This is a genomic window from Citrobacter sp. wls827, from assembly GCF_005280875.1.
GTDB classification, from domain to species: domain Bacteria; phylum Pseudomonadota; class Gammaproteobacteria; order Enterobacterales; family Enterobacteriaceae; genus Citrobacter; species Citrobacter youngae.
Map to the genome: position 1 here is coordinate 111,039 of NZ_SZWR01000022.1, position 18,724 is coordinate 129,762.

General features: G+C 50.4%; 21 protein-coding genes. 10 read left to right on the plus strand and 11 right to left on the minus strand.

All coding sequences use genetic code 11. The annotated features are described in order from the left end of the window. Together FDX03_RS23645 and smpB are read right to left on the minus strand one after the other, a co-directional pair. Nucleotides 1-2,605: Ig-like domain-containing protein (locus FDX03_RS23645; protein WP_249357114.1), on the minus strand; the 2,605-nt coding region annotated here is incomplete at its 3' end. A gap of 579 nt (nucleotides 2,606-3,184) precedes the next feature. Next, nucleotides 3,185-3,667, minus strand: coding sequence for an SsrA-binding protein SmpB (gene smpB, locus FDX03_RS19165; protein ID WP_003031211.1), 483 nt, complete (start codon nucleotides 3,665-3,667; stop codon nucleotides 3,185-3,187). A 154-nt stretch (nucleotides 3,668-3,821) separates the two neighbouring features. Here smpB and ratA point away from each other — a divergent pair, with 154 nt between their 5' ends. Further along, nucleotides 3,822-4,265: a type II toxin-antitoxin system toxin RatA gene (gene ratA, locus FDX03_RS19170; protein ID WP_003031213.1), complete on the plus strand. Its 444-nt coding sequence runs from the start codon at nucleotides 3,822-3,824 to the stop codon at nucleotides 4,263-4,265. After that, nucleotides 4,249-4,545 (plus strand): RnfH family protein, encoded by a 297-nt coding sequence (locus tag FDX03_RS19175; RefSeq protein ID WP_003839823.1) that lies wholly within the window; start codon nucleotides 4,249-4,251, stop codon nucleotides 4,543-4,545. The genes ratA and FDX03_RS19175 overlap by 17 nt, the downstream gene beginning before the upstream one ends. A gap of 50 nt (nucleotides 4,546-4,595) precedes the next feature. Here the strand turns inward: FDX03_RS19175 and bamE are convergent, their stop codons facing one another. The 3 genes from bamE to nadK form a co-directional block, all read right to left on the minus strand. Then, nucleotides 4,596-4,940: an outer membrane protein assembly factor BamE gene (gene bamE, locus FDX03_RS19180; RefSeq protein WP_003826401.1), complete on the minus strand. Its 345-nt coding sequence runs from the start codon at nucleotides 4,938-4,940 to the stop codon at nucleotides 4,596-4,598. Nucleotides 4,941-5,089: 149 nt separating this feature from the next. Next, nucleotides 5,090-6,751, minus strand: a complete 1,662-nt coding sequence (gene recN / locus FDX03_RS19185) for a DNA repair protein RecN (protein WP_137346421.1) — start codon at nucleotides 6,749-6,751, stop codon at nucleotides 5,090-5,092. Nucleotides 6,752-6,836: 85 nt separating this feature from the next. After that, complete coding sequence (gene nadK / locus FDX03_RS19190) at nucleotides 6,837-7,715, minus strand: NAD(+) kinase (protein ID WP_005130436.1); 879 nt, start codon at nucleotides 7,713-7,715, stop codon at nucleotides 6,837-6,839. Nucleotides 7,716-7,837: 122 nt separating this feature from the next. Between nadK and grpE the strand changes: the two genes are divergently transcribed. Next, nucleotides 7,838-8,431: a nucleotide exchange factor GrpE gene (gene grpE, locus FDX03_RS19195; RefSeq protein WP_048212941.1), complete on the plus strand. Its 594-nt coding sequence runs from the start codon at nucleotides 7,838-7,840 to the stop codon at nucleotides 8,429-8,431. A 49-nt stretch (nucleotides 8,432-8,480) separates the two neighbouring features. Here the strand turns inward: grpE and FDX03_RS19200 are convergent, their stop codons facing one another. Together FDX03_RS19200 and FDX03_RS19205 are read right to left on the minus strand one after the other, a co-directional pair. Further along, nucleotides 8,481-9,770, minus strand: coding sequence for an HlyC/CorC family transporter (locus FDX03_RS19200; protein ID WP_101742785.1), 1,290 nt, complete (start codon nucleotides 9,768-9,770; stop codon nucleotides 8,481-8,483). Between the two features lie 18 nt (nucleotides 9,771-9,788). Beyond that, entirely contained in the window at nucleotides 9,789-10,580 is a 792-nt protein-coding gene (locus tag FDX03_RS19205; RefSeq protein WP_048212939.1) for an inner membrane protein YpjD, read from the minus strand. 165 nt (nucleotides 10,581-10,745) lie between these two features. Here FDX03_RS19205 and ffh point away from each other — a divergent pair, with 165 nt between their 5' ends. From ffh to rplS, 5 genes are all read left to right on the plus strand, one after another. Continuing rightward, a complete protein-coding gene (gene ffh, locus FDX03_RS19215) occupies nucleotides 10,746-12,107 on the plus strand; it encodes a signal recognition particle protein (protein ID WP_115601633.1) in 1,362 nt (453 codons plus the stop codon). Between the two features lie 249 nt (nucleotides 12,108-12,356). Next, the gene (gene rpsP, locus FDX03_RS19220) at nucleotides 12,357-12,605 is read left to right on the plus strand and encodes a 30S ribosomal protein S16 (protein WP_003031228.1); all 249 of its coding nucleotides are present in this window, start codon (nucleotides 12,357-12,359) and stop codon (nucleotides 12,603-12,605) included. A gap of 18 nt (nucleotides 12,606-12,623) precedes the next feature. Next, nucleotides 12,624-13,172: a ribosome maturation factor RimM gene (rimM, locus tag FDX03_RS19225; protein WP_003031230.1), complete on the plus strand. Its 549-nt coding sequence runs from the start codon at nucleotides 12,624-12,626 to the stop codon at nucleotides 13,170-13,172. A 44-nt stretch (nucleotides 13,173-13,216) separates the two neighbouring features. Then, nucleotides 13,217-13,984 (plus strand): tRNA (guanosine(37)-N1)-methyltransferase TrmD, encoded by a 768-nt coding sequence (gene trmD, locus FDX03_RS19230; protein ID WP_061068379.1) that lies wholly within the window; start codon nucleotides 13,217-13,219, stop codon nucleotides 13,982-13,984. 39 nt (nucleotides 13,985-14,023) lie between these two features. Beyond that, nucleotides 14,024-14,371: a 50S ribosomal protein L19 gene (rplS, locus tag FDX03_RS19235; RefSeq protein ID WP_002914145.1), complete on the plus strand. Its 348-nt coding sequence runs from the start codon at nucleotides 14,024-14,026 to the stop codon at nucleotides 14,369-14,371. A 125-nt stretch (nucleotides 14,372-14,496) separates the two neighbouring features. Here rplS and FDX03_RS19240 read toward each other — a convergent pair whose 3' ends face one another. From FDX03_RS19240 to FDX03_RS19255, 4 genes are all read right to left on the minus strand, one after another. Further along, nucleotides 14,497-14,979, minus strand: a complete 483-nt coding sequence (locus FDX03_RS19240) for an OmpA family protein (protein ID WP_048212937.1) — start codon at nucleotides 14,977-14,979, stop codon at nucleotides 14,497-14,499. 12 nt (nucleotides 14,980-14,991) lie between these two features. Then, complete coding sequence (gene dgcN, locus FDX03_RS19245) at nucleotides 14,992-16,218, minus strand: diguanylate cyclase DgcN (protein ID WP_048212936.1); 1,227 nt, start codon at nucleotides 16,216-16,218, stop codon at nucleotides 14,992-14,994. Next, nucleotides 16,211-16,729 (minus strand): YfiR family protein, encoded by a 519-nt coding sequence (locus FDX03_RS19250; protein ID WP_040234078.1) that lies wholly within the window; start codon nucleotides 16,727-16,729, stop codon nucleotides 16,211-16,213. Before FDX03_RS19250 ends, dgcN begins: the two co-directional genes overlap by 8 nt. Before the next feature lie 158 nt (nucleotides 16,730-16,887). Then, on the minus strand, nucleotides 16,888-17,262 hold the full coding sequence (locus tag FDX03_RS19255) for a DUF2799 domain-containing protein (RefSeq protein WP_048212935.1): 375 nt from the start codon (nucleotides 17,260-17,262) through the stop codon (nucleotides 16,888-16,890). A 214-nt stretch (nucleotides 17,263-17,476) separates the two neighbouring features. Here FDX03_RS19255 and aroF point away from each other — a divergent pair, with 214 nt between their 5' ends. After that, nucleotides 17,477-18,547: a 3-deoxy-7-phosphoheptulonate synthase AroF gene (gene aroF / locus FDX03_RS19260; RefSeq protein WP_005130422.1), complete on the plus strand. Its 1,071-nt coding sequence runs from the start codon at nucleotides 17,477-17,479 to the stop codon at nucleotides 18,545-18,547. A gap of 9 nt (nucleotides 18,548-18,556) precedes the next feature. Then, on the plus strand, nucleotides 18,557-18,724 hold a 168-nt coding region (locus tag FDX03_RS23650; RefSeq protein WP_249357117.1), incomplete at its 3' end, for a chorismate mutase.

Here is an 18,724-nt window from a genome sequence, read left to right on the forward strand (position 1 = left end):
CCCCGTTGTTATTCGCGATGTTACCGGTGATGGTTCCGACGTCATCGCTAATCAGAGTAATAACCGGGACGGTCGGCGCGACGCTATCGACAATGATTTTCCAACTGGCGGCGCTACTGGTGTTGTTGGCGGCATCAGTTGCCGTAACCGTAAACACGTGTGCGCCCTGGCTCAGCGCGGTGGTCGGCGTGTAGTCCCAGTTACCATTGATATCGGCGGTAACGGTGGCTAGCAGGGTGCCATTATCATAAATTTTTACCTGCGAGCCCGCTTCGGCGGTGCCCTTAATTTCCGGTTTATCGTCGTTTGTCAGCGTGTTGTTATCAATTTTTCCGATGACGTCGGGAACATCGTCTAAGACGGCAATAATAATCGGTTGGTCTGGCGCGGTAATATCCGGAGCCAGCGCGGAAGCGGGCAGACTTTCGTTGCCTGCGCTGTCCGTTGCGGTCACTTTTACCGTTTCACCATTGTTTTGTGACGGGGTGATCGACACGGCAAAGTGACCGCCGCTGTCTGCCTGACCCACGCCAATCGTATTCCCGTTGCTGTCTTTTACGGTGATAGTGCTGCCGATTTCAGCATGTCCACTGACTGAACCACCATCCCCGGCGACAATTACCCCTGTCGGTGCGTCAGGGGCGGTGCTGTCTGGTGCGGTGACTGCTGTGTTATCACTGGTATTACCTGCTGCATCCATTGCATTGGCGACAAGATGTTCGCCGTTCGTTTGTGGCGGAACCAGTGTGGCGGTGAAATCTCCGTCAGCATCAGCGGTGGTCGTGCCAATGATAGTGCCACCAGGATTGAGAATATGTACGGTACTGTTGGGCTCTGCCGTGCCGGAAACCTCATCGCCCGCGTTATTGATTGTCAGGTTTGCGGGCGGTAGCGGGGCGGTGATATCGGGAGCGAGTGCTGTTTCTGGCAAACTCGGGTTTCCTGCTGGATCGGTAGCGATAGCGGCTATGGTTTCGCCATTGGTTTGTGGTGGGTTTATGGTGATAGTAAACGAGCCATCTGGCCCGGTAACGCCACTGCCGATTAAATGATTATTATTGTCGGTTATAGTCACGGTACTGCCGGGTTCAGCCGTACCAGTGACGACAGCACCATCGGCAGATACGTTCAGATTGTCTGGTGATAACGGCGGCTGAGTATCGATATTGATATTGAATGCCGTCGATATTCCCCCCGTACCCAGGTGGTTGGTTGCCGTAGCGGTGAAGGCGTATGAGCCGTCCCGCAAGTTTGTGCTGGAGGTCCAGTCCCAACTACCGTTGCTGTCGGCGACGACGCTGTCGATATATGCCCCGTTATTGTAAATTTTAACCGTACTGTTGGCGTCAGCTGTCCCGGAAAGCGTTGGGGTCGCATCATTAGTGGACTGATTGTTGGTCAATGACCCAACGGAGGGCGCGACATCATCCATAACGCTGACAATCACGGGGACGCCTGGATAACCGGAATTTGAGGCACTGAATGAGGTATCTGGCCCGATATTGCCTGCTTCATCCTGAATCTTTGCTGTCAGCGTTTCACCATGTGTTTGCGAGGGTGATATGCCAATAGTGAAGGTGCTGCCTGAACCGACGATTGCTGAACCCAGAACCTGGTTGTTACTGCCAATGATGGTGACAGTGCTTCCGGGCTCTGCACTACCCGTCACCATGGTGCCTTCCAGGTTCACTGAAGAAATTACTGCGGCGGCAGGTGGGGTGGTATCGACGGTAATGACCCAACTGTCTGAGATTGCGCTGCTGCCCGCATTGTTTGATGCGCTGACCGTAAACTGGTGAGCGCCTTCCGCGAGCGGGGAAGATGGAGTAAACGTCCAGTTGCCGTTGGCATCGATAGTGACCTGTCCTATTTCGACACCGTTATCAAAAATATGTAAGGTGGCATTTGCGGGGCCAGTGCCCTGAAGAGTAGGCGTATTATCGTTGGTGGATTCCTGCTGATTGACAGGACCTGTAATCAGCTCCTGATTATCGATCACGCTGGTAATAACGGGCACGTCTGGCATGTTAGGGGTTGTTGTCGGCGGATCGCCACCATCGCCATCGCCATTGCCATTGTCATTGCCATCGCCATTGCCATTGCCATTGCCATTGCCATTGCCATTGCCATTGCCACCATTATCGTTTCCAGCGTTGTTATCGCTCCCCCCACCGCCACCGCCACCGCCACCGCCGCCACCTGCAGCGAGGCCAACTCCGCCAGCGACCGCGATCCCGCCAAGAACCCAGGGCCAAACTGCGCCTCCTTCATGACTGCCTTCGCTCGCCATCAATGGGGTGAGATCGTCCAGATGCTGATAGTGGAATGCGCCATCCGTATCCTGAACCCACCATAGTGCGCCGTTACTATCTTCAAGTACGAGCTGGCTTTGTTCATCACCTTTGCCAACGTAAAAGTTTTTAATTGTGATAGTTTCACCAGAGCGGAGTGTGACAATCAGATCCTGATTTACGCGGGTAAGCTGACTGATTTCTTCACGAGAAACAGACAGCTTCACGATGGAAGGTGAATTGAGCGTGACTTCTGAAGCTTCAATATTTGTGGAAACACCAGTCAATTTTGATACAACGGCGAGTAGACGCATATATTCACTCCTGATGGCAGGCCGAGAGTATTAATCCACAATAGCGTGTTGGGAGAATGAGCTGACAGGTGCCCGTTCATCGTATAGATGAGTTTGCACATGTGGTTTCATTGATTAGGTCACGCAGGTATCAGTTTGTTTTTCGAATACGTCAGGGCCCCTGAGTCTGAATAGTTCTTTCGTATTAGATGATATAGTCAGAAAGGATGTATTACGCAAATTATCTATATTAAAAATACATTGAGGTAATTGAAAAGGATACTTTCCAGTACGTGTTTTGGTTGTTGTTGAAATCTAACTCGCTGTATATAAAGTTGTTTTTCCTCTTTGTGGTTTTTTACAAATCTAATAAACACCAGTAATAATAGTGTTATTGGTGAGGCGTAAAATATAAACGATACGCTCTTGAAGTTTTATTTTATTAAGCTATGGACCCGATAAAATAATGAAAAGACTATTTTAGGTTTGAACGATTCAGCGGTGTAAAAACTATAATTTTGGTGAATATAATGGGTGGGTTTCAATAACTAAACAATAAGAGCCAGCCTCATGATGAGAGACTGGCCGCTGAGAGGGGATTTATCGACCTGCATTTTTCATAATACGAGCTTTGTCCAACTGCCACTCACGTTCTTTTACATCGGAACGCTTGTCGTGCTGTTTCTTCCCTTTTGCGACGCCAATTTTGACTTTGCACCAGGCATTCTTCCAGTACAGCGAAAGTGCCACGACGGTGTAACCGTCACGATTCATGCGTCCATATAAGGAGTCAAGTTCGCGTTGGTTTAACAGAAGCTTACGGGTGCGAGTAGGGTCACACACGACGTGCGTTGAGGCAACGGCCATCGGCGTGAAGTTGGCGCCAAACAGGAACGCTTCGCCGTCTTTGAGAATGACATAGCTATCGCCAATATTGGCCTTTCCTGCGCGCAGGGATTTGACTTCCCAGCCTTGCAGTGCGAGTCCAGCTTCGAACTCTTCTTCAATAAAGTATTCGTGTCGTGCGCGCTTGTTGAGCGCGATTGTGGCTGAGCCAGGTTTGTGTGCTTTTTTCTTCGTCATAATGCCGCTCAGTATAGGTAATCTGGAATTGAAAAACACCCCATTTCATCCAGCGGGGCGCAAGGCGCTATCTTAGCACGAGTTGGGCTATAGCGTTTTTTTTAGCGGATGATAAATGGTATTATTTGCACGATTGATATTGATGGAAATTGTTATGCCTCAGATTAGCCGGACCGCTTTAGTACCTTACAGTGCGGAACAGATGTATCAGTTAGTGAATGATGTTAAATCCTATCCTCAGTTTTTACCGGGTTGCACCGGAAGCCGCGTCCTGGAGTCGACTCCGGGGCAAATGACGGCCGCTGTGGATGTCTCGAAAGCAGGGATCAGCAAAACGTTCACCACGCGTAATCAACTGACCAGTAACCAGAGCATCCTGATGCATCTGGTCGATGGACCGTTCAAGAAACTGATTGGCGGCTGGAAGTTTACGCCACTAAGTCATGAAGCGTGTCGTATTGAGTTTCATCTCGATTTTGAGTTCACCAATAAGTTAATCGAACTGGCGTTTGGCCGCATCTTTAAAGAGCTGGCTTCTAATATGGTGCAGGCCTTCACGGTTCGCGCGAAAGAGGTTTACAGTGTCAGCGTCGGCTAAAATTGTCGTTGAAGTAGCGTACGCGCTGCCCGAGAAACAGTATCTGCAGCGCGTGACGTTGCAGCAGGGCGCAACCGTCGAAGAGGCGATTCGCGCTTCGGGATTGCTGGAGCTACGTACTGATATCGATCTCAGCAAAAATAAGGTGGGCATCTACAGCCGTCCGGTTAAGCTTGCTGATGTTTTGCATGACGGCGATCGGGTGGAAATTTATCGGCCATTGATTGCTGATCCGAAAGAACTGCGCAGGCAGCGAGCAGAGAAATCCGCTAAAAAATAACAGACAATAAAAAAGGTGCTCATTGAGCACCTTTTTTTGATCTCTCAAACCTACTTGTTGTCGGTCAGAGCAGGTTTGTTATCAATGTTGGTTAATACGCCGCTGCTGTTAAAGGTCAGCGTCAGCGTTTGCTGAGTAACGCCTTCATGCCCTGGCTGCTGACGGAACACATAAAACCAGGTGTTAGTACCAAAAGGATCGGACATCATTGGTGTACCCAGTGCATAAGCAACTTGCTGTTGCGTCATACCTGTACGCACTTTGGCGACATCGGTAGGTGTCAGATAATTTCCCTGGTTGATGTCAGGGCGGTAAACCACTCGCTCCAGAGTGGAACAGCCTGCAGTCAACATCAGTAGTACTGCTGCAGCAGCAGTCAGCGTTTTACAGCGCATAGTGATTTGATTCCTTTTCGGGCCCGAGCAGTACGTGGCTCATATGTAATATGCCGATGATAATAGACCTTTCACCACTTTAAAACCTTTTGCTGTCGGGTCGGTCGGCGATTTTATGTTGAACTCAGACCGTCACAAGGTAAAAAAGTTTATGCCGCCAGCAGTTCTTTTGCATTTGCGAGGGTATTACGCGTCACTTCGCTACCGCCAAGCAGGCGGGCTAATTCCTGCAGGCGAGCGCGTTTATCCAGCGGCTGCATGTGTGTTTCGGTCATTGCGCCGTCAGTTTCTTTGCTGACATAGAAATGTTGATGACCGCAACCAGCAACCTGCGGCAGGTGAGTCACACACATCACCTGGGTTGATTCACCCAATTGACGCAGTAGCTTACCCACAACCGCTGCCGTCGGACCACTGATACCAACGTCGACTTCATCGAAAATCAGCGCAGGAGTTTCCATTTTACGCGCGGTAATCACCTGAATAGCCAGCGCAATGCGCGACAACTCACCACCGGAAGCGACTTTCGCAATCGGCTGTAACGGCTGACCCGGGTTAGTGGTAACTTTGAATTCCACACGATCGGCACCGTCTGCGCTCAGATGGTGTTCCTCAAATTTCACATCAATGCAAAAGACACCGTGCGGCATCGAGAGAGCATGCATGCTTTCTGTGATGAGTTGTCCCAGCTCCTGAGCATAATGCTGGCGCTGGCGGTGCAATATTTTTGCTGTTTCCAGCGCCTGCTGGTGGTGCGTGTTTACCGCCAGGGTTAAGGTTTCGAGCGAATCAGCCTGATCGTCAAGCTGCTGTTGCTCATCAAGCAGGGACTGGTAAAACTGTGGCAGTGCTTCAGGGGCGACGTGATGCTTACGCGCCAGAGAGATTTGCTTAGAAATTCGCTGTTCAAGCTCGAACAAACGGTTAGGGTCTAAATCCAGACGATCGCAATAGTGGCGCAGCTCATCGCTGGCTTCGCTGAGCTGGATTGTCGCCTCTTCCAGCATGTCCAGAATACCGGAGAGCTTACCGTCCATTCCCGCCAGTTCGCTGACCAGCTGTTTTGCCGTGTACAGCTGGCTTTGCAGATTAACGTCTTCGCCGTCTGCCATGATCGCCAGCGCTTGCTGGCTGGTGGTGAGCAACTGCCCGCTGTTAGCCAGACGCTTGTACTCTTCATCAATTTGCTCAAACTCGCCTGCCTGGGGGTTGAATTCGTTCAGCTCTTTTAACTGATATTGCAACAGTTCCGCCCGGGCAGCGCGTTCCTGGCTTTGTTGCTGATGATGCGCCAGGTCGCGGCAGCTTTGGTGCCAAAGCTGGTAGCGCGCGGACATTTCCTGAATCAGGGATGCTTCATTAGCGTAACCATCAAGCAGGAACTTTTGGTGTTCCGATTTTGTCAGGAGTTGATGCGCGTGCTGGCCATGGATTTGAATAAGCAACTGGCCCAGTTCACGGAGCTGTGACAGGGGAACGGCAGTGCCATTGATAAATCCGCGGGAGCGTCCGTCGCTGCTGATTACGCGGCGTAACAAACACTCACGACCTTCTTCAAGCTGGTTCTCTTCCAGCCAGCGTAGCGCCGCAGGGGTATCTTTTAAAGAGAAGCGCGCGCACAGATCGGCGCGTGTGGCATCTGTACGTACCATGTCGGCCTCTGCCCGCCCGCCCAGACACAACCCGAGAGCATCAATGGCAATGGATTTACCCGCACCGGTCTCGCCGGTGATGACGGTCATTCCGCTTTGGAAATCGATCTCCAGTTCACGAACGATAGCAAAATTGCTGATGGTCAGTTGTGCCAACATAGTTGTTTTCCTGTATGAAAAACCATAACTGTAATTACATACAGTATAAACTGGTTTTTTATACAGTAAAGAGGTTGACGTTAAATTAGAATAATTTTTTTGACCAGCCTAATTTAGTGCTTAATGTATTGAAATAACTGTAATCTTTTGGGTGTATCAGGTTCAGATGATAATCACAGCGGCGAATCAATACGTCTTCACCTTCCTGTATAGGCAGGGCGATCTGGCTGTCGCAGCTGATCTCAAGATCGTTACGGCGATGAGAGAAGCGCAGGCGAATGGTGCTGCTACTGTTGATCACCAGCGGTCGTGCGGAAAGCGTATGTGGGAACATCGGCACCAGTGTAATGGCATCCAGCGAAGGCGTCAGAATTGGGCCTCCGGCAGAGAGCGAATAGGCGGTAGAGCCGGTCGGGGTGGAGATAATTAGCCCGTCTGAACGCTGGGAGAAGGCAAAGATTTCATCGATATAGACTTCAAATTCAATCATGTGCGCCACTTTTCCGGGGTGCAACACAACTTCATTGATGGCCGTGCTAATGCGCTTCTGGCAATCCTGCTGGCACACCTGGGCTTCGAGTAAAAAGCGCTTTTCGCTGATGTAGTGGCCTTCCAGTACGTCAGCTAATTGCTGTTGGGCATTGTCCGGGTCAAGATCGGTCAGAAAACCGAGATTGCCGCGGTTAATCCCGATAACTTTGATGTCATAGCGTGCCAGGGTGCGTGCAGCCCCCAGCATATTGCCGTCGCCACCGACGACTACGGCGAGGTCTGCTTGCTGACCAATTTCTGCGAGCGTACCGGTTTTCACATTTTTCAACTGCAGCTCGTGGGCGATTTGTTGCTCAACGATAACCTCATAACCTTTGACGCACAGCCAGCGGTAGAGCATTTCATGTGTGGTCAGTGCAGTGGGGTGACGTGGATGCCCCACAATGCCAATACACTTGAAATGTTTGTTCATTTTCTCGAGGTCCTTGTAACGAAGATTAGTGACAATGTGAGTACTTCCCTTGAAACCCTGAATCTTATCCCCATAATAATCCAGGTTAGCGAGATGAATGCGAAAAAAACGCGGAGAAATTCATGAGTAGTAAAGAACAGAAAACGCCTGAGGGGCAAGCCCCGGAAGAAATTATCATGGATCAGCACGAAGAAGTTGAGGCGGTAGAATCAGACGCTTCTGCTGAGCAGGTGGATCCGCGCGATGAAAAGATTGCGAATCTGGAGGCTCAGCTTGCAGAAGCTGAAACGCGCGAGCGTGACAGCGTGTTGCGTATCAAAGCGGAAATGGAAAACCTGCGTCGTCGTACCGAACTTGACGTAGAAAAAGCGCATAAATTTGCGCTGGAAAAATTCGTCAACGAACTGCTGCCGGTGCTGGATAGCCTGGACCGCGCGCTGGAAGTGGCGAACAAAGATAATGACGCGATGGCGGCGATGGTTGAAGGTATTGAACTGACCCGCAAGTCGATGCTGGATGTTGTGGCGAAGTTTGGCGTGCAGGTGGTTGCGGATATCGATGTGCCGATGGACCCGAACGTACACCAGGCTATTGCAATGGTTGAGTCTGATGAAGTTGCTGCCGGTAACGTGCTGATGGTCATGCAGAAAGGCTATACCCTTAACGGACGTACCATTCGCGCGGCAATGGTGTCTGTGGCGAAGGCAAAAAGCTAATCAGCCTCAGACCGGGTAGTGCTGATGCGTTACCCGGTCTGGATTATCCTCACTGGTCAGATACGCTTTCTCGTAGCGGTTTGACAGGCAATACCTGCACCTGCTTAATCATATTGTCCTGCACGTCGAGAATATCGATATCGTACTGCCCAATACGCACTCGCGTGCCGGCAACGGGGATCTCTTCCAGTGCTTCAAGGATAATACCGTTTACCGTTCGCGCATCATCTTCTGGCAAATGCCAGTTAAATGCCTTATTGATTTCACGAACGTTGGCGCTGCCATCAATAATTACTGAACCGTCATTCTGCGGCGTGACTTCTTCGGCAAGCGTTGGTGACATTGAAGTGGTGAAGTCACCGACAATCTCCTCCAGAATATCTTCAACGGTGACCAACCCCTGAATATCGCCATATTCGTTGACCACCAGGCCGACCTTCTTCTTATTACGCTGAAATTTGATCAACTGAGTGCTGAGCGGGGTGCCTTCCGGGACAAAGTAGATCTCGTCGGCGGCGCGTAGCATGGTCTCTTTGGTGAACTCCTTTTTCTCGGCCATGAGTCGCCACGCTTCACGCACGCGCAACATGCTAATGGCATCGTCCAGCGAGTCGCGGTACAGCACAATACGCCCGTGCGGGGAGTGAGAAAGTTGGCGGACGATAGACTTCCAGTCATCGTTAATATCGATACCGATGATTTCGTTACGCGGGATCATAATGTCATCGACGCTGACTTTTTCCAGGTCCAGCACGGACAGCAGCATATCCTGGTTACGACGAGAGATTTGCGAGCGCGATTCATTCACCAGCGTGCGTAGTTCATCTTTACTCAGCGAACCGCTCACCACGATATCCGTTTTGATGCCCATCATCCGCATCAGCAGACGCGTGATGGTATTCAGTAACCAGACAAGCGGCATCATCAGTACTTGCAGTGGCGCTAACAACACGCTGCTGGGATAGGCCACTTTTTCTGGATACAGCGCGGCAATGGTTTTGGGCAATACTTCAGCAAATACCAGTACCACAAAGGTCAGGACCCCGGTGGCGATTGCCACGCCCGCATCGCCATACAGACGCATACCGACAATGGTACCGAGTGCGGAGGCCAAAATATTCACCAGGTTATTCCCGATGAGCACCAGGCTTATCAGGCGATCCGGCTTGCGAAGTAATTTCTCAACGCGTTTTGCCTGACGATTTCCCTGTTTTGCCCGGTGTCGCAGACGGTAGCGGTTCAGGGTCATCATTCCGGTTTCGGAACCGGAAAAATAGGCGGAGATGACCACCATAATGAGAAGCGTGACAATAAGCGTGGTGGTGGAGATGTGTTCCACGTAGGGTTCCTTAAAGATTTAACTCACGAACTGCTGCAGGATGCGGCTGCCGAAATAGGCCAGCGTCAGAATACCTGCGCCTGCGACGTTAAACCAGACGACACGACGTCCGCGCCAGCCTTCATGGTAATGTCCCCACAGCAGAACGATATAGACAAACCATGCCACGATAGACAGAACGGCTTTATCAATATTTTCTGTGCTGAACAGGTTGTGCATATAAAACAGGCCAGTACACAGCGTCAGCGTCAGCAGAACCACGCCTATCTGGGTGATATGAAACATCTTCCGCTCAATGCTCATCAGCGGTGGCATTTCATTGCTGAAGGCCAGTTTTTTGTTTTTCAACTGGTAGTCAATCCATGCCAGTTGCAGCGCATAGAGCGCGGCGATAATCAGCGTGGCGTAAGCGAACAGCGATAACCCGATGTGAATCATCATGCCCGGAGTTGCTTCGAGATGGGTGATGTATTCGTTGGGCATAAACGTAGCGCATGCCAGATTGATTAATGCAAACGCATAGACGATCGGTAGCAATAGCCAGCCGCGGTTGCGCGAGGCCACAATGGTCATGACGGTACAGATCATCAGGCTAACCAGAGAACCGACGTTCAGCAGGCTCAGGTTTTGTCCGCTTTCACCACCTGGCAGAATACGTGCTTCCAGGGCAAACGCGTGACAGACCAGCGCGATAACCGCAGAAAGAATAGCCATACGCCGCCAGCCGCTGTTTTTTTGCAGCAGGGCGGGAACGATCAGCGCAAGGCTGACGGAATAGGCGACAAGGGCTAACAGAGCAAAAACGGGCATATGGGTGTCGACAGTTGGCCAAGGATAAAGAAAAGCAGTATAGCGTTACGTGACCGCTGCTCCAACCGTTGCATAACAACAAAGGCGGCTTCATGTTATACTGCGACAAATTTCTGTTGATGTGTCGCTGTTGCGACCGACCGTTTCCACCCCAGGCGAGAGACAATGTTTGATAATTTAACCGATCGTTTGTCGCGCACGCTGCGCAATATCAGTGGCCGTGGACGCCTTACTGAAGACAACGTTAAAGAGACGCTGCGCGAAGTGCGCATGGCGCTGCTGGAGGCTGACGTTGCGCTGCCGGTAGTGCGTGAGTTTATCAATCGCGTAAAAGAGAAAGCGGTTGGTCACGAAGTTAACAAGAGCCTGACCCCGGGTCAGGAGTTCGTCAAAATCGTTCGTAGCGAACTGGTTTCGGCGATGGGCGAAGAGAACCAGACGCTAAACCTGGCGGCACAGCCACCGGCCGTGGTGCTGATGGCGGGCCTGCAGGGTGCGGGTAAAACCACCAGCGTCGGTAAGCTGGGTAAATTCCTGCGCGAGAAGCACAAGAAGAAAGTGCTGGTGGTCTCTGCCGACGTCTATCGCCCGGCGGCGATCAAACAGTTGGAAACGTTGGCCGAACAGGTCGGTGTGGACTTCTTCCCGTCGGATGTCGGCCAGAAGCCGATTGATATTGTTAATGCCGCGCTGAAAGAAGCTAAGCTCAAATTCTACGACGTGCTACTGGTGGATACCGCCGGTCGTCTGCATGTTGATGAAGCGATGATGGACGAAATCAAACAGGTTCACGCGTCTATCAATCCAGTAGAAACGCTGTTTGTTGTCGATGCCATGACCGGTCAGGATGCTGCGAATACTGCGAAAGCGTTTAACGAAGCACTGCCGCTGACCGGTGTGGTACTGACTAAAGTCGATGGTGACGCCCGTGGCGGTGCGGCATTGTCTATTCGTCATATCACTGGTAAGCCGATTAAATTCCTCGGCGTTGGTGAGAAAACGGAAGCGCTGGAGCCGTTCCATCCGGACAGAATTGCCTCACGTATTCTCGGCATGGGCGACGTGCTGTCGCTGATCGAAGATATCGAAAGCAAAGTTGACCGTGCACAGGCAGAGAAATTAGCAAGCAAGCTGAAAAAAGGCGACGGCTTCGATCTGAACGATTTCCTTGAACAGCTTAAGCAGATGAAAAACATGGGCGGCATGGCCAGCCTGATGGGCAAGCTGCCGGGCATGGGGCAGATCCCTGACAACGTGAAATCGCAGATGGACGATAAAGTGCTGGTGCGTATGGAAGCCATCATCAACTCGATGACGATGAAAGAACGCGCTAAGCCGGAAATCATCAAAGGCTCCCGCAAACGCCGTATCGCTGCCGGTTGCGGTATGCAGGTACAGGACGTAAACCGCCTTCTGAAACAGTTCGACGACATGCAGCGCATGATGAAGAAAATGAAGAAGGGCGGTATGGCGAAGATGATGCGTGGTATGAAGGGGATGATGCCCCCCGGCTTCCCCGGTCGCTAATCGTCCTGGCTTGTTTGCCATTTCGGCACCGGGGTGTGCTCGCCATCCTCACGTACTGCGTGTACGCTCCGGTGGCTGCGCGCACACCGGCACCGAACTGACGGCACCACCGACGACCTTTTATAGCAGAGTTATCAACTGCTGATTGCATTTTCCCCAGAAATCAGTAAAATTTTCGGGCTTTTAATATGACACCCGGGCTCCGTTCCTCGATGGGGCCTGGGTGTTTTATTCACACAAGAGGATGTTATGGTTACTATTCGTTTAGCTCGTCACGGCGCTAAAAAGCGTCCGTTCTACCAGGTTGTTGTTACCGACAGCCGTAATGCACGCAACGGTCGCTTCATCGAGCGCGTTGGCTTCTTTAACCCGATCGCTAGCGAAAAAGAAGAAGGCACTCGCCTGGATCTGGATCGCATCGCTCACTGGGTTGGCCAGGGCGCGACTATTTCTGATCGCGTAGCTACGCTGATCAAAGCAGCAAACAAAGCAGCTTAATCTGTCACGGTGGTCATGATGAGCAAGCAACTCGCCGCACAGGCACCCGTGGAACCCATCGTTTTGGGGAAAATGGGGTCTTCTTACGGTATCCGTGGTTGGCTCAGAGTGTTTTCTTCCACTGAAGACGCCGAAAGCATTTTTGACTATCAGCCCTGGTTTATCCAGAAGGCGGGTCAGTGGCAGCAAGTACAGTTGGAAAGCTGGAAGCACCACAATCAGGATCTGATCATCAAGCTGAAAGGCGTTGACGATCGTGATTCGGCGAATCTACTGACTAATTGCGAAATTGTCGTGGATTCCTCGCAGTTGCCAGCGCTGGAAGATGGTTCCTACTACTGGAAAGACCTTATGGGCTGCCAGGTAGTGACCACTGAAGGCTACGATCTCGGTAAAGTCGTCGATATGATGGAAACCGGTTCGAATGACGTCATCGTTATCAAGGCAAACCTGAAAGATGCGTTTGGTATCAAGGAACGTCTTGTGCCGTTCCTCGATGGGCAGGTTATCAAGAAAGTCGATCTCGCTACTCGTACTATCGAAGTAGATTGGGATCCTGGTTTTTAAACCACCGGATAAACGGTAAAAGTCGGCGTTATGGGGATTGGCTTGTGTTTATAGGTATCGTTAGCCTGTTTCCAGAAATGTTCCGCGCAATTACCGATTACGGGGTAACTGGCCGGGCAGTAAAAAATGGCCTGCTGAACATCCAGAGTTGGAGTCCTCGTGACTTTACTCATGACCGGCACCGTACCGTGGACGATCGTCCTTACGGCGGCGGACCGGGGATGTTAATGATGGTGCAACCTTTACGGGACGCCATTCATGCAGCAAAAGCTGCGGCTGGTGAAGGCGCAAAGGTGATTTATCTGTCACCTCAGGGACGCAAGCTTGATCAAGCGGGCGTTTGCGAACTGGCAACGAATCAAAAGTTGATTCTGGTGTGCGGTCGCTATGAAGGAATAGATGAGCGCGTGATTCAAACCGAAATTGACGAAGAATGGTCAATCGGCGATTACGTTCTCAGCGGTGGTGAGTTACCGGCAATGACGCTGATCGACTCCGTTTCCCGGTTTATTCCGGGGGTTCTGGGTCATGAGGCTTCGGCAATCGAAGATTCGTTTGCTGACGGGTTGCTGGACTGTCCACACTATACCCGACCTGAAGTGTTAGAGCAGATGGAAGTACCGGCAGTGTTACTGTCGGGGAACCACGCTGAGATACGTCGCTGGCGTTTGAAGCAGTCGCTGGGCCGGACCTGGCTTAGAAGACCTGAACTTCTGGAAAACCTGGCTCTGACTGAAGAGCAAGCAAGGTTGCTGGCGGAGTTCAAAAAGGAACACGCACAACAGCAACATAAACATGATGGGCAGGCGTAAGCCCCCAATATCAGTTTACCCAGGATAAGAGATTAAATTATGAGCAACATTATTAAGCAACTTGAACAAGAACAGATGAAGCAGGACGTACCTTCCTTCCGTCCGGGTGATACCGTGGAAGTGAAAGTATGGGTTGTTGAAGGTTCCAAAAAACGTCTGCAGGCATTCGAGGGCGTGGTTATCGCTATTCGTAACCGCGGTCTGCACTCTGCATTCACTGTTCGTAAAATTTCCAACGGCGAAGGCGTTGAGCGTGTCTTCCAGACTCACTCTCCGGTAGTTGACAGCATTGCTGTTAAACGTCGTGGTGCTGTTCGTAAAGCTAAACTGTACTACCTGCGTGAGCGCACTGGTAAGTCTGCTCGTATCAAAGAGCGTCTTAACTAAGATTCGCGCAAGCGACATCCTGTTAGAAAAGGGCTGGCCGAAAGGCTGGCCCTTTTTTTATTCCGACCTTTATTTTTTGTTTTTTTATTAGATGACTGCGCGACGCGCAGCCAGTTGGATATTGATTACGGTGTCGAGATCACGACTGCAACGCGGCGGTTTTCGGCACGGCCTTTTGACGTCTGGTTGCTGGCAAGCGGGTATTTCTTCCCGAGCCCTTGGGTTGTCAGGTTAGTTCGTGGAATATTGGCACCCCGAGCCCAGGCGTCTGCAACCACATTGGCTCGTTTGAGCGACAGAGCTTCGTTGTAGCTGTCCTCGCCATAGTTATCGGTGTGACCATCCAGACGAGCATGGTTTAACCCGGTAGCAGCCAGTTTGGACGCCATTTCCTGGATTTGCTTTTCACTTTCAGGGCGGAGTTTATAGTCGTTTTTGTCAAACAGGATGGTGTCAGACAAACCCAGAGACCAGTCTCCTGAAGCTTCAGTAAATCCGTACGATTTCATAGCTGCAATTTGCTCTGGGGTAAATTTCCCCTGAGGTGCCTGACAGCCTGCCAGAATCAGCATGATGAGAATAAACGGGGATAATAAACGTCTTAGCATGTGTGTAATTCCTTATTTTTTAATAATGCGCTCAGCGCGCAAATTTTTAGCCTGATACATATTATGATCGGCAAGTTCTTGTAATTTCTCGGCAGAGGCATGTTCCCACGTCAGCGCAAAACCAATACTGAGTGTCATGCTTGCCAGATGACCGTTATGCAGGTCAAAAGGTCGATTAAACTCTTGCGACAACGCCGCGCAGATACGTTGAACTTCGTATTCAGAATGGACGCTGTAAAGCACCATGGCAAATTCATCGCCGCCAAGTCGGTATGGGTGATGCCGATTACCACCAAATTCGGCCAGCCTTTTTGCGACTTCAATCAGGACCCGATCGCCCGCAGCGTGTCCCCAGGTATCATTAATAAATTTAAAATTATCGCCATCAAGGAATAACAACGCAGAGCTGCTGTGGGCCGCGTCGTCGTTCATCAGTGCGTTAATACTGCTGCGAAATGCGGCACGGTTCGCAAGGCCAGTCAAAGGGTCATGTAGCGCGGTACGCAACAGTTGAGCATTCTTTGCCTGGAGACGTAGTTGCCACTCTTCCATTTCATCCAGCAGGCTATTAAAGTCCTGCGCAAACAGATGAAATTCTTCAATCCGTTCTTCAGATACGCGCCGTGAGAAATTACGATTGGTACGAACATCATGTACCACCTCAGTAATATTTTGCAGGGCGTCCACGACACCATTGTGTAAATAACGAGTAAGCATTAATGCAATACCCGATGCCAGTAAAATGCATCCGGTAAGAACCGCCAGCGACAAATAAATGAAATGACTAATAACGCTGTCGCGAGCAATCAGGCGCACCTCACCAATAACGTCGCCATTGTGCAAAATGGGTTGAGTTACCGGTTGTGGGAACAACCAGTGGCTGATGATACTGCTGATTTTGTCAGTAGTATCCTGCGCGTCATAGCGCCAGGTGGCGATCACTTTCTGCTTTTGATTGCGGACTTCTGCAACTGAAAATTGCCCTTGCTGTCCTAGTGCCGCCAGCGTTTCCGACGCTGCGACGCTATCCGAAAAGACTAATGCTGCTTCGAGCGTGCGGGTCATGGTTGCTGCCGTGAGATCCAGATTCTTTTGTGCGTATTGCTTCAGAGCCAGCACAGACGAAATGCTAAGCAGCAGCCAAATCAGCGTCATGGTTACCAGTACGCTGACTATGCTGATACGCCGCAGCGTCCGCTTAAACGTTGGGCGTTTTATGGGAGAAGGACCCTTATTCATGCTTTTTATTCCGCGCAAGCATCAATACGTCTGGACTTACCCTTACACCGCTGCGTGACAGGGAATCCATATTTACGGAAAATCTCACGTCTTCATCTTTAATTATGAGGCAAAAAGCGCTGCCAATAACGCATTCGGGATTCTGTTCGGCAATTAATAACAATGCCTTAGTAGGATATTTATTCTTTAGTTCCGCCTGATATGTAGGGCTTTCTTTTCCAAAATAAAAACCATCACACTGCGCAACTAAAACTTCTTGTTCCGTATGAATGATGACAGGAAGATAGGGTAGTGCTCCTGCTCGGGTATCTTCCAGCACGCTGGAAAAGCGCGAAGAAGAGAATATACACAGTTTTGGTGGCCCTGAAAGTGCTGGCCAGCGTGTATAACTGACGATACCGGAAACCATAGAGCGCACAGATTTTGCCTCTTCCGTGACGCTGTGAGCGTACAGAGGTAATCCGGTCAGAAGCAGTGCCAGTAGAAGTATGAGTCGGTAAGAAAAGCTCATGAATAGGTACCTACCAGCGTTTGCCGTATTGCGTCGATATACATTCAAGATTGTTTGCAACAAAATAACATTATTTTCCCAGGGCGTCATTATTCCTGGAATGAGTGCATTGAGTATTTAAGCTAAATCTCATTAATTTATAAAATTTAAGCTCTTGTTTAATTTAACCTTGTTGAGGCTGCTCCTTCGTTTGCTCCTTTTTGCCATGCTTCATGTAATCGGCTGACATTGTCTACCGTGTCGCAACTGGCGGGGAAGGTTTTGCCGGTCAATCCTCTCGCGTAAACAAAGTCCTGCTGACAGGTTTTCCTTTGTCCTTCGGCGTACCCCTTAAGATATTGGGCACGATCGACCTCCGGGTCATTGTAGTTGTCGGCAAGTGTCTCGTTATCTTTAACGACATGGCCTGAAATGGCATCCTGTATTCCGGCATCAAACCAGTCGGTACCTGTCCAGGTAGGGGAAAAAGTATAGGGATCTATCTGACATCCGCTGAGAAATAATACAAATAAGGTACAGATGAGTTGCTTCATTGCCTGTTCTCCCCGTTTTTTTAAAGCATAGCGGATTCATATATAGAATGGTGTAAATTTAATTGTACGGAATTTTGCAGTGTTTTTGCTGTAAAAAGGTCTTCCGTAAATAAAAATTTACGGAATGTGGATTGAAATCTTTACCTATTGTGTTATCGTGATTATCTCCTCGCTGAGGAAAACTATCGCAAACGAGCTAAACAGGATCACCATCATGCAAAAAGACGCGCTGAACAACGTACACATTACCGACGAACAGGTTCTGATGACCCCAGAGCAGCTTAAAGCGGAATTTCCGCTGAGCCTTGCACAGGAGGCGCAAATCGCTCAGTCGCGTAAAACCATTTCAGACATTATCTCTGGTCGCGACCCGCGACTGCTGGTGGTGTGTGGTCCATGCTCGATTCACGATCCTGAAGCGGCTATTGAGTACGCTCGTCGATTTAAAGCCCTTGCCGCAGAGGTCAGCGATAGCCTCTACCTGGTGATGCGCGTCTACTTTGAAAAGCCCCGTACCACCGTCGGTTGGAAAGGGTTAATTAATGATCCTCATATGGATGGCTCTTTTGATGTTGAAGCAGGCTTGAAAATTGCGCGTCAACTGCTGCTTGAACTGGTGAATATGGGGCTACCGCTGGCAACAGAAGCGTTAGATCCAAACAGCCCGCAATACCTGGGCGATCTGTTTAGCTGGTCTGCTATCGGTGCGCGTACCACTGAATCACAGACGCATCGTGAAATGGCTTCTGGTCTTTCCATGCCGGTTGGTTTTAAGAATGGTACAGATGGGAGCCTGGCGACGGCAATTAACGCCATGCGCGCCGCAGCACAATCACACCGCTTTGTTGGTATTAACCAGGCGGGGCAGGTTGCACTACTGCAAACTCAGGGTAATCCAGATGGTCACGTGATCCTGCGTGGCGGTAAAGCGCCGAACTACAGCCCAGCGGATGTCGCCCAGTGTGAAAAAGAGATGGAGCAGGCAGGACTACGACCTTCTCTGATGGTAGATTGCAGTCATGGTAATTCCAATAAAGATTACCGTCGCCAGCCAGCCGTGGCTGAATCTGTGATCGCCCAAATCAAAGATGGCAATCGCTCAATCATCGGCTTGATGATTGAAAGTAATATTCACGAAGGCAACCAGTCCTCCGAACAGCCACGTAGCGAAATGAAATACGGCGTCTCCGTAACTGATGCCTGCATTAGCTGGGAAATGACGGATGCGCTACTGCGTGAAATTAGCCAGGATTTAAACGGCCAACTGACGGCGCGTGTAGCATAAGAGGTTGGTATGGTTGCTGAATTGACCGCACTACGCGATCAAATTGATGAAGTTGATAAGGCGTTGCTGGATTTACTGGCACGGCGTCTGGAGCTGGTTGCCGAAGTCGGTGAAGTCAAAAGCCGCTTTGGGCTGCCGATCTACGTACCCGAGCGGGAAGCCTCGATGTTGGCTTCC

What these genes read in the sequence shown, in the direction of transcription:
- smpB (WP_003031211.1), bottom strand. Translation starts at nt 3,667, where the DNA reads ATGACGAAGAAAAAAGCACACAAACCTGGCTCAGCCACAATCGCGCTC.
- ratA (WP_003031213.1), top strand. Translation starts at nt 3,822, where the DNA reads ATGCCTCAGATTAGCCGGACCGCTTTAGTACCTTACAGTGCGGAACAG.
- bamE (WP_003826401.1), bottom strand. Translation starts at nt 4,940, where the DNA reads ATGCGCTGTAAAACGCTGACTGCTGCTGCAGCAGTACTACTGATGTTG.
- recN (WP_137346421.1), bottom strand. Translation starts at nt 6,751, where the DNA reads ATGTTGGCACAACTGACCATCAGCAATTTTGCTATCGTTCGTGAACTG.
- nadK (WP_005130436.1), bottom strand. Translation starts at nt 7,715, where the DNA reads ATGAACAAACATTTCAAGTGTATTGGCATTGTGGGGCATCCACGTCAC.
- grpE (WP_048212941.1), top strand. Translation starts at nt 7,838, where the DNA reads ATGAGTAGTAAAGAACAGAAAACGCCTGAGGGGCAAGCCCCGGAAGAA.
- FDX03_RS19205 (WP_048212939.1), bottom strand. Translation starts at nt 10,580, where the DNA reads ATGCCCGTTTTTGCTCTGTTAGCCCTTGTCGCCTATTCCGTCAGCCTT.
- ffh (WP_115601633.1), top strand. Translation starts at nt 10,746, where the DNA reads ATGTTTGATAATTTAACCGATCGTTTGTCGCGCACGCTGCGCAATATC.
- rpsP (WP_003031228.1), top strand. Translation starts at nt 12,357, where the DNA reads ATGGTTACTATTCGTTTAGCTCGTCACGGCGCTAAAAAGCGTCCGTTC.
- rimM (WP_003031230.1), top strand. Translation starts at nt 12,624, where the DNA reads ATGAGCAAGCAACTCGCCGCACAGGCACCCGTGGAACCCATCGTTTTG.
- rplS (WP_002914145.1), top strand. Translation starts at nt 14,024, where the DNA reads ATGAGCAACATTATTAAGCAACTTGAACAAGAACAGATGAAGCAGGAC.
- FDX03_RS19240 (WP_048212937.1), bottom strand. Translation starts at nt 14,979, where the DNA reads ATGCTAAGACGTTTATTATCCCCGTTTATTCTCATCATGCTGATTCTG.
- dgcN (WP_048212936.1), bottom strand. Translation starts at nt 16,218, where the DNA reads ATGAATAAGGGTCCTTCTCCCATAAAACGCCCAACGTTTAAGCGGACG.
- FDX03_RS19250 (WP_040234078.1), bottom strand. Translation starts at nt 16,729, where the DNA reads ATGAGCTTTTCTTACCGACTCATACTTCTACTGGCACTGCTTCTGACC.
- FDX03_RS19255 (WP_048212935.1), bottom strand. Translation starts at nt 17,262, where the DNA reads ATGAAGCAACTCATCTGTACCTTATTTGTATTATTTCTCAGCGGATGT.
- aroF (WP_005130422.1), top strand. Translation starts at nt 17,477, where the DNA reads ATGCAAAAAGACGCGCTGAACAACGTACACATTACCGACGAACAGGTT.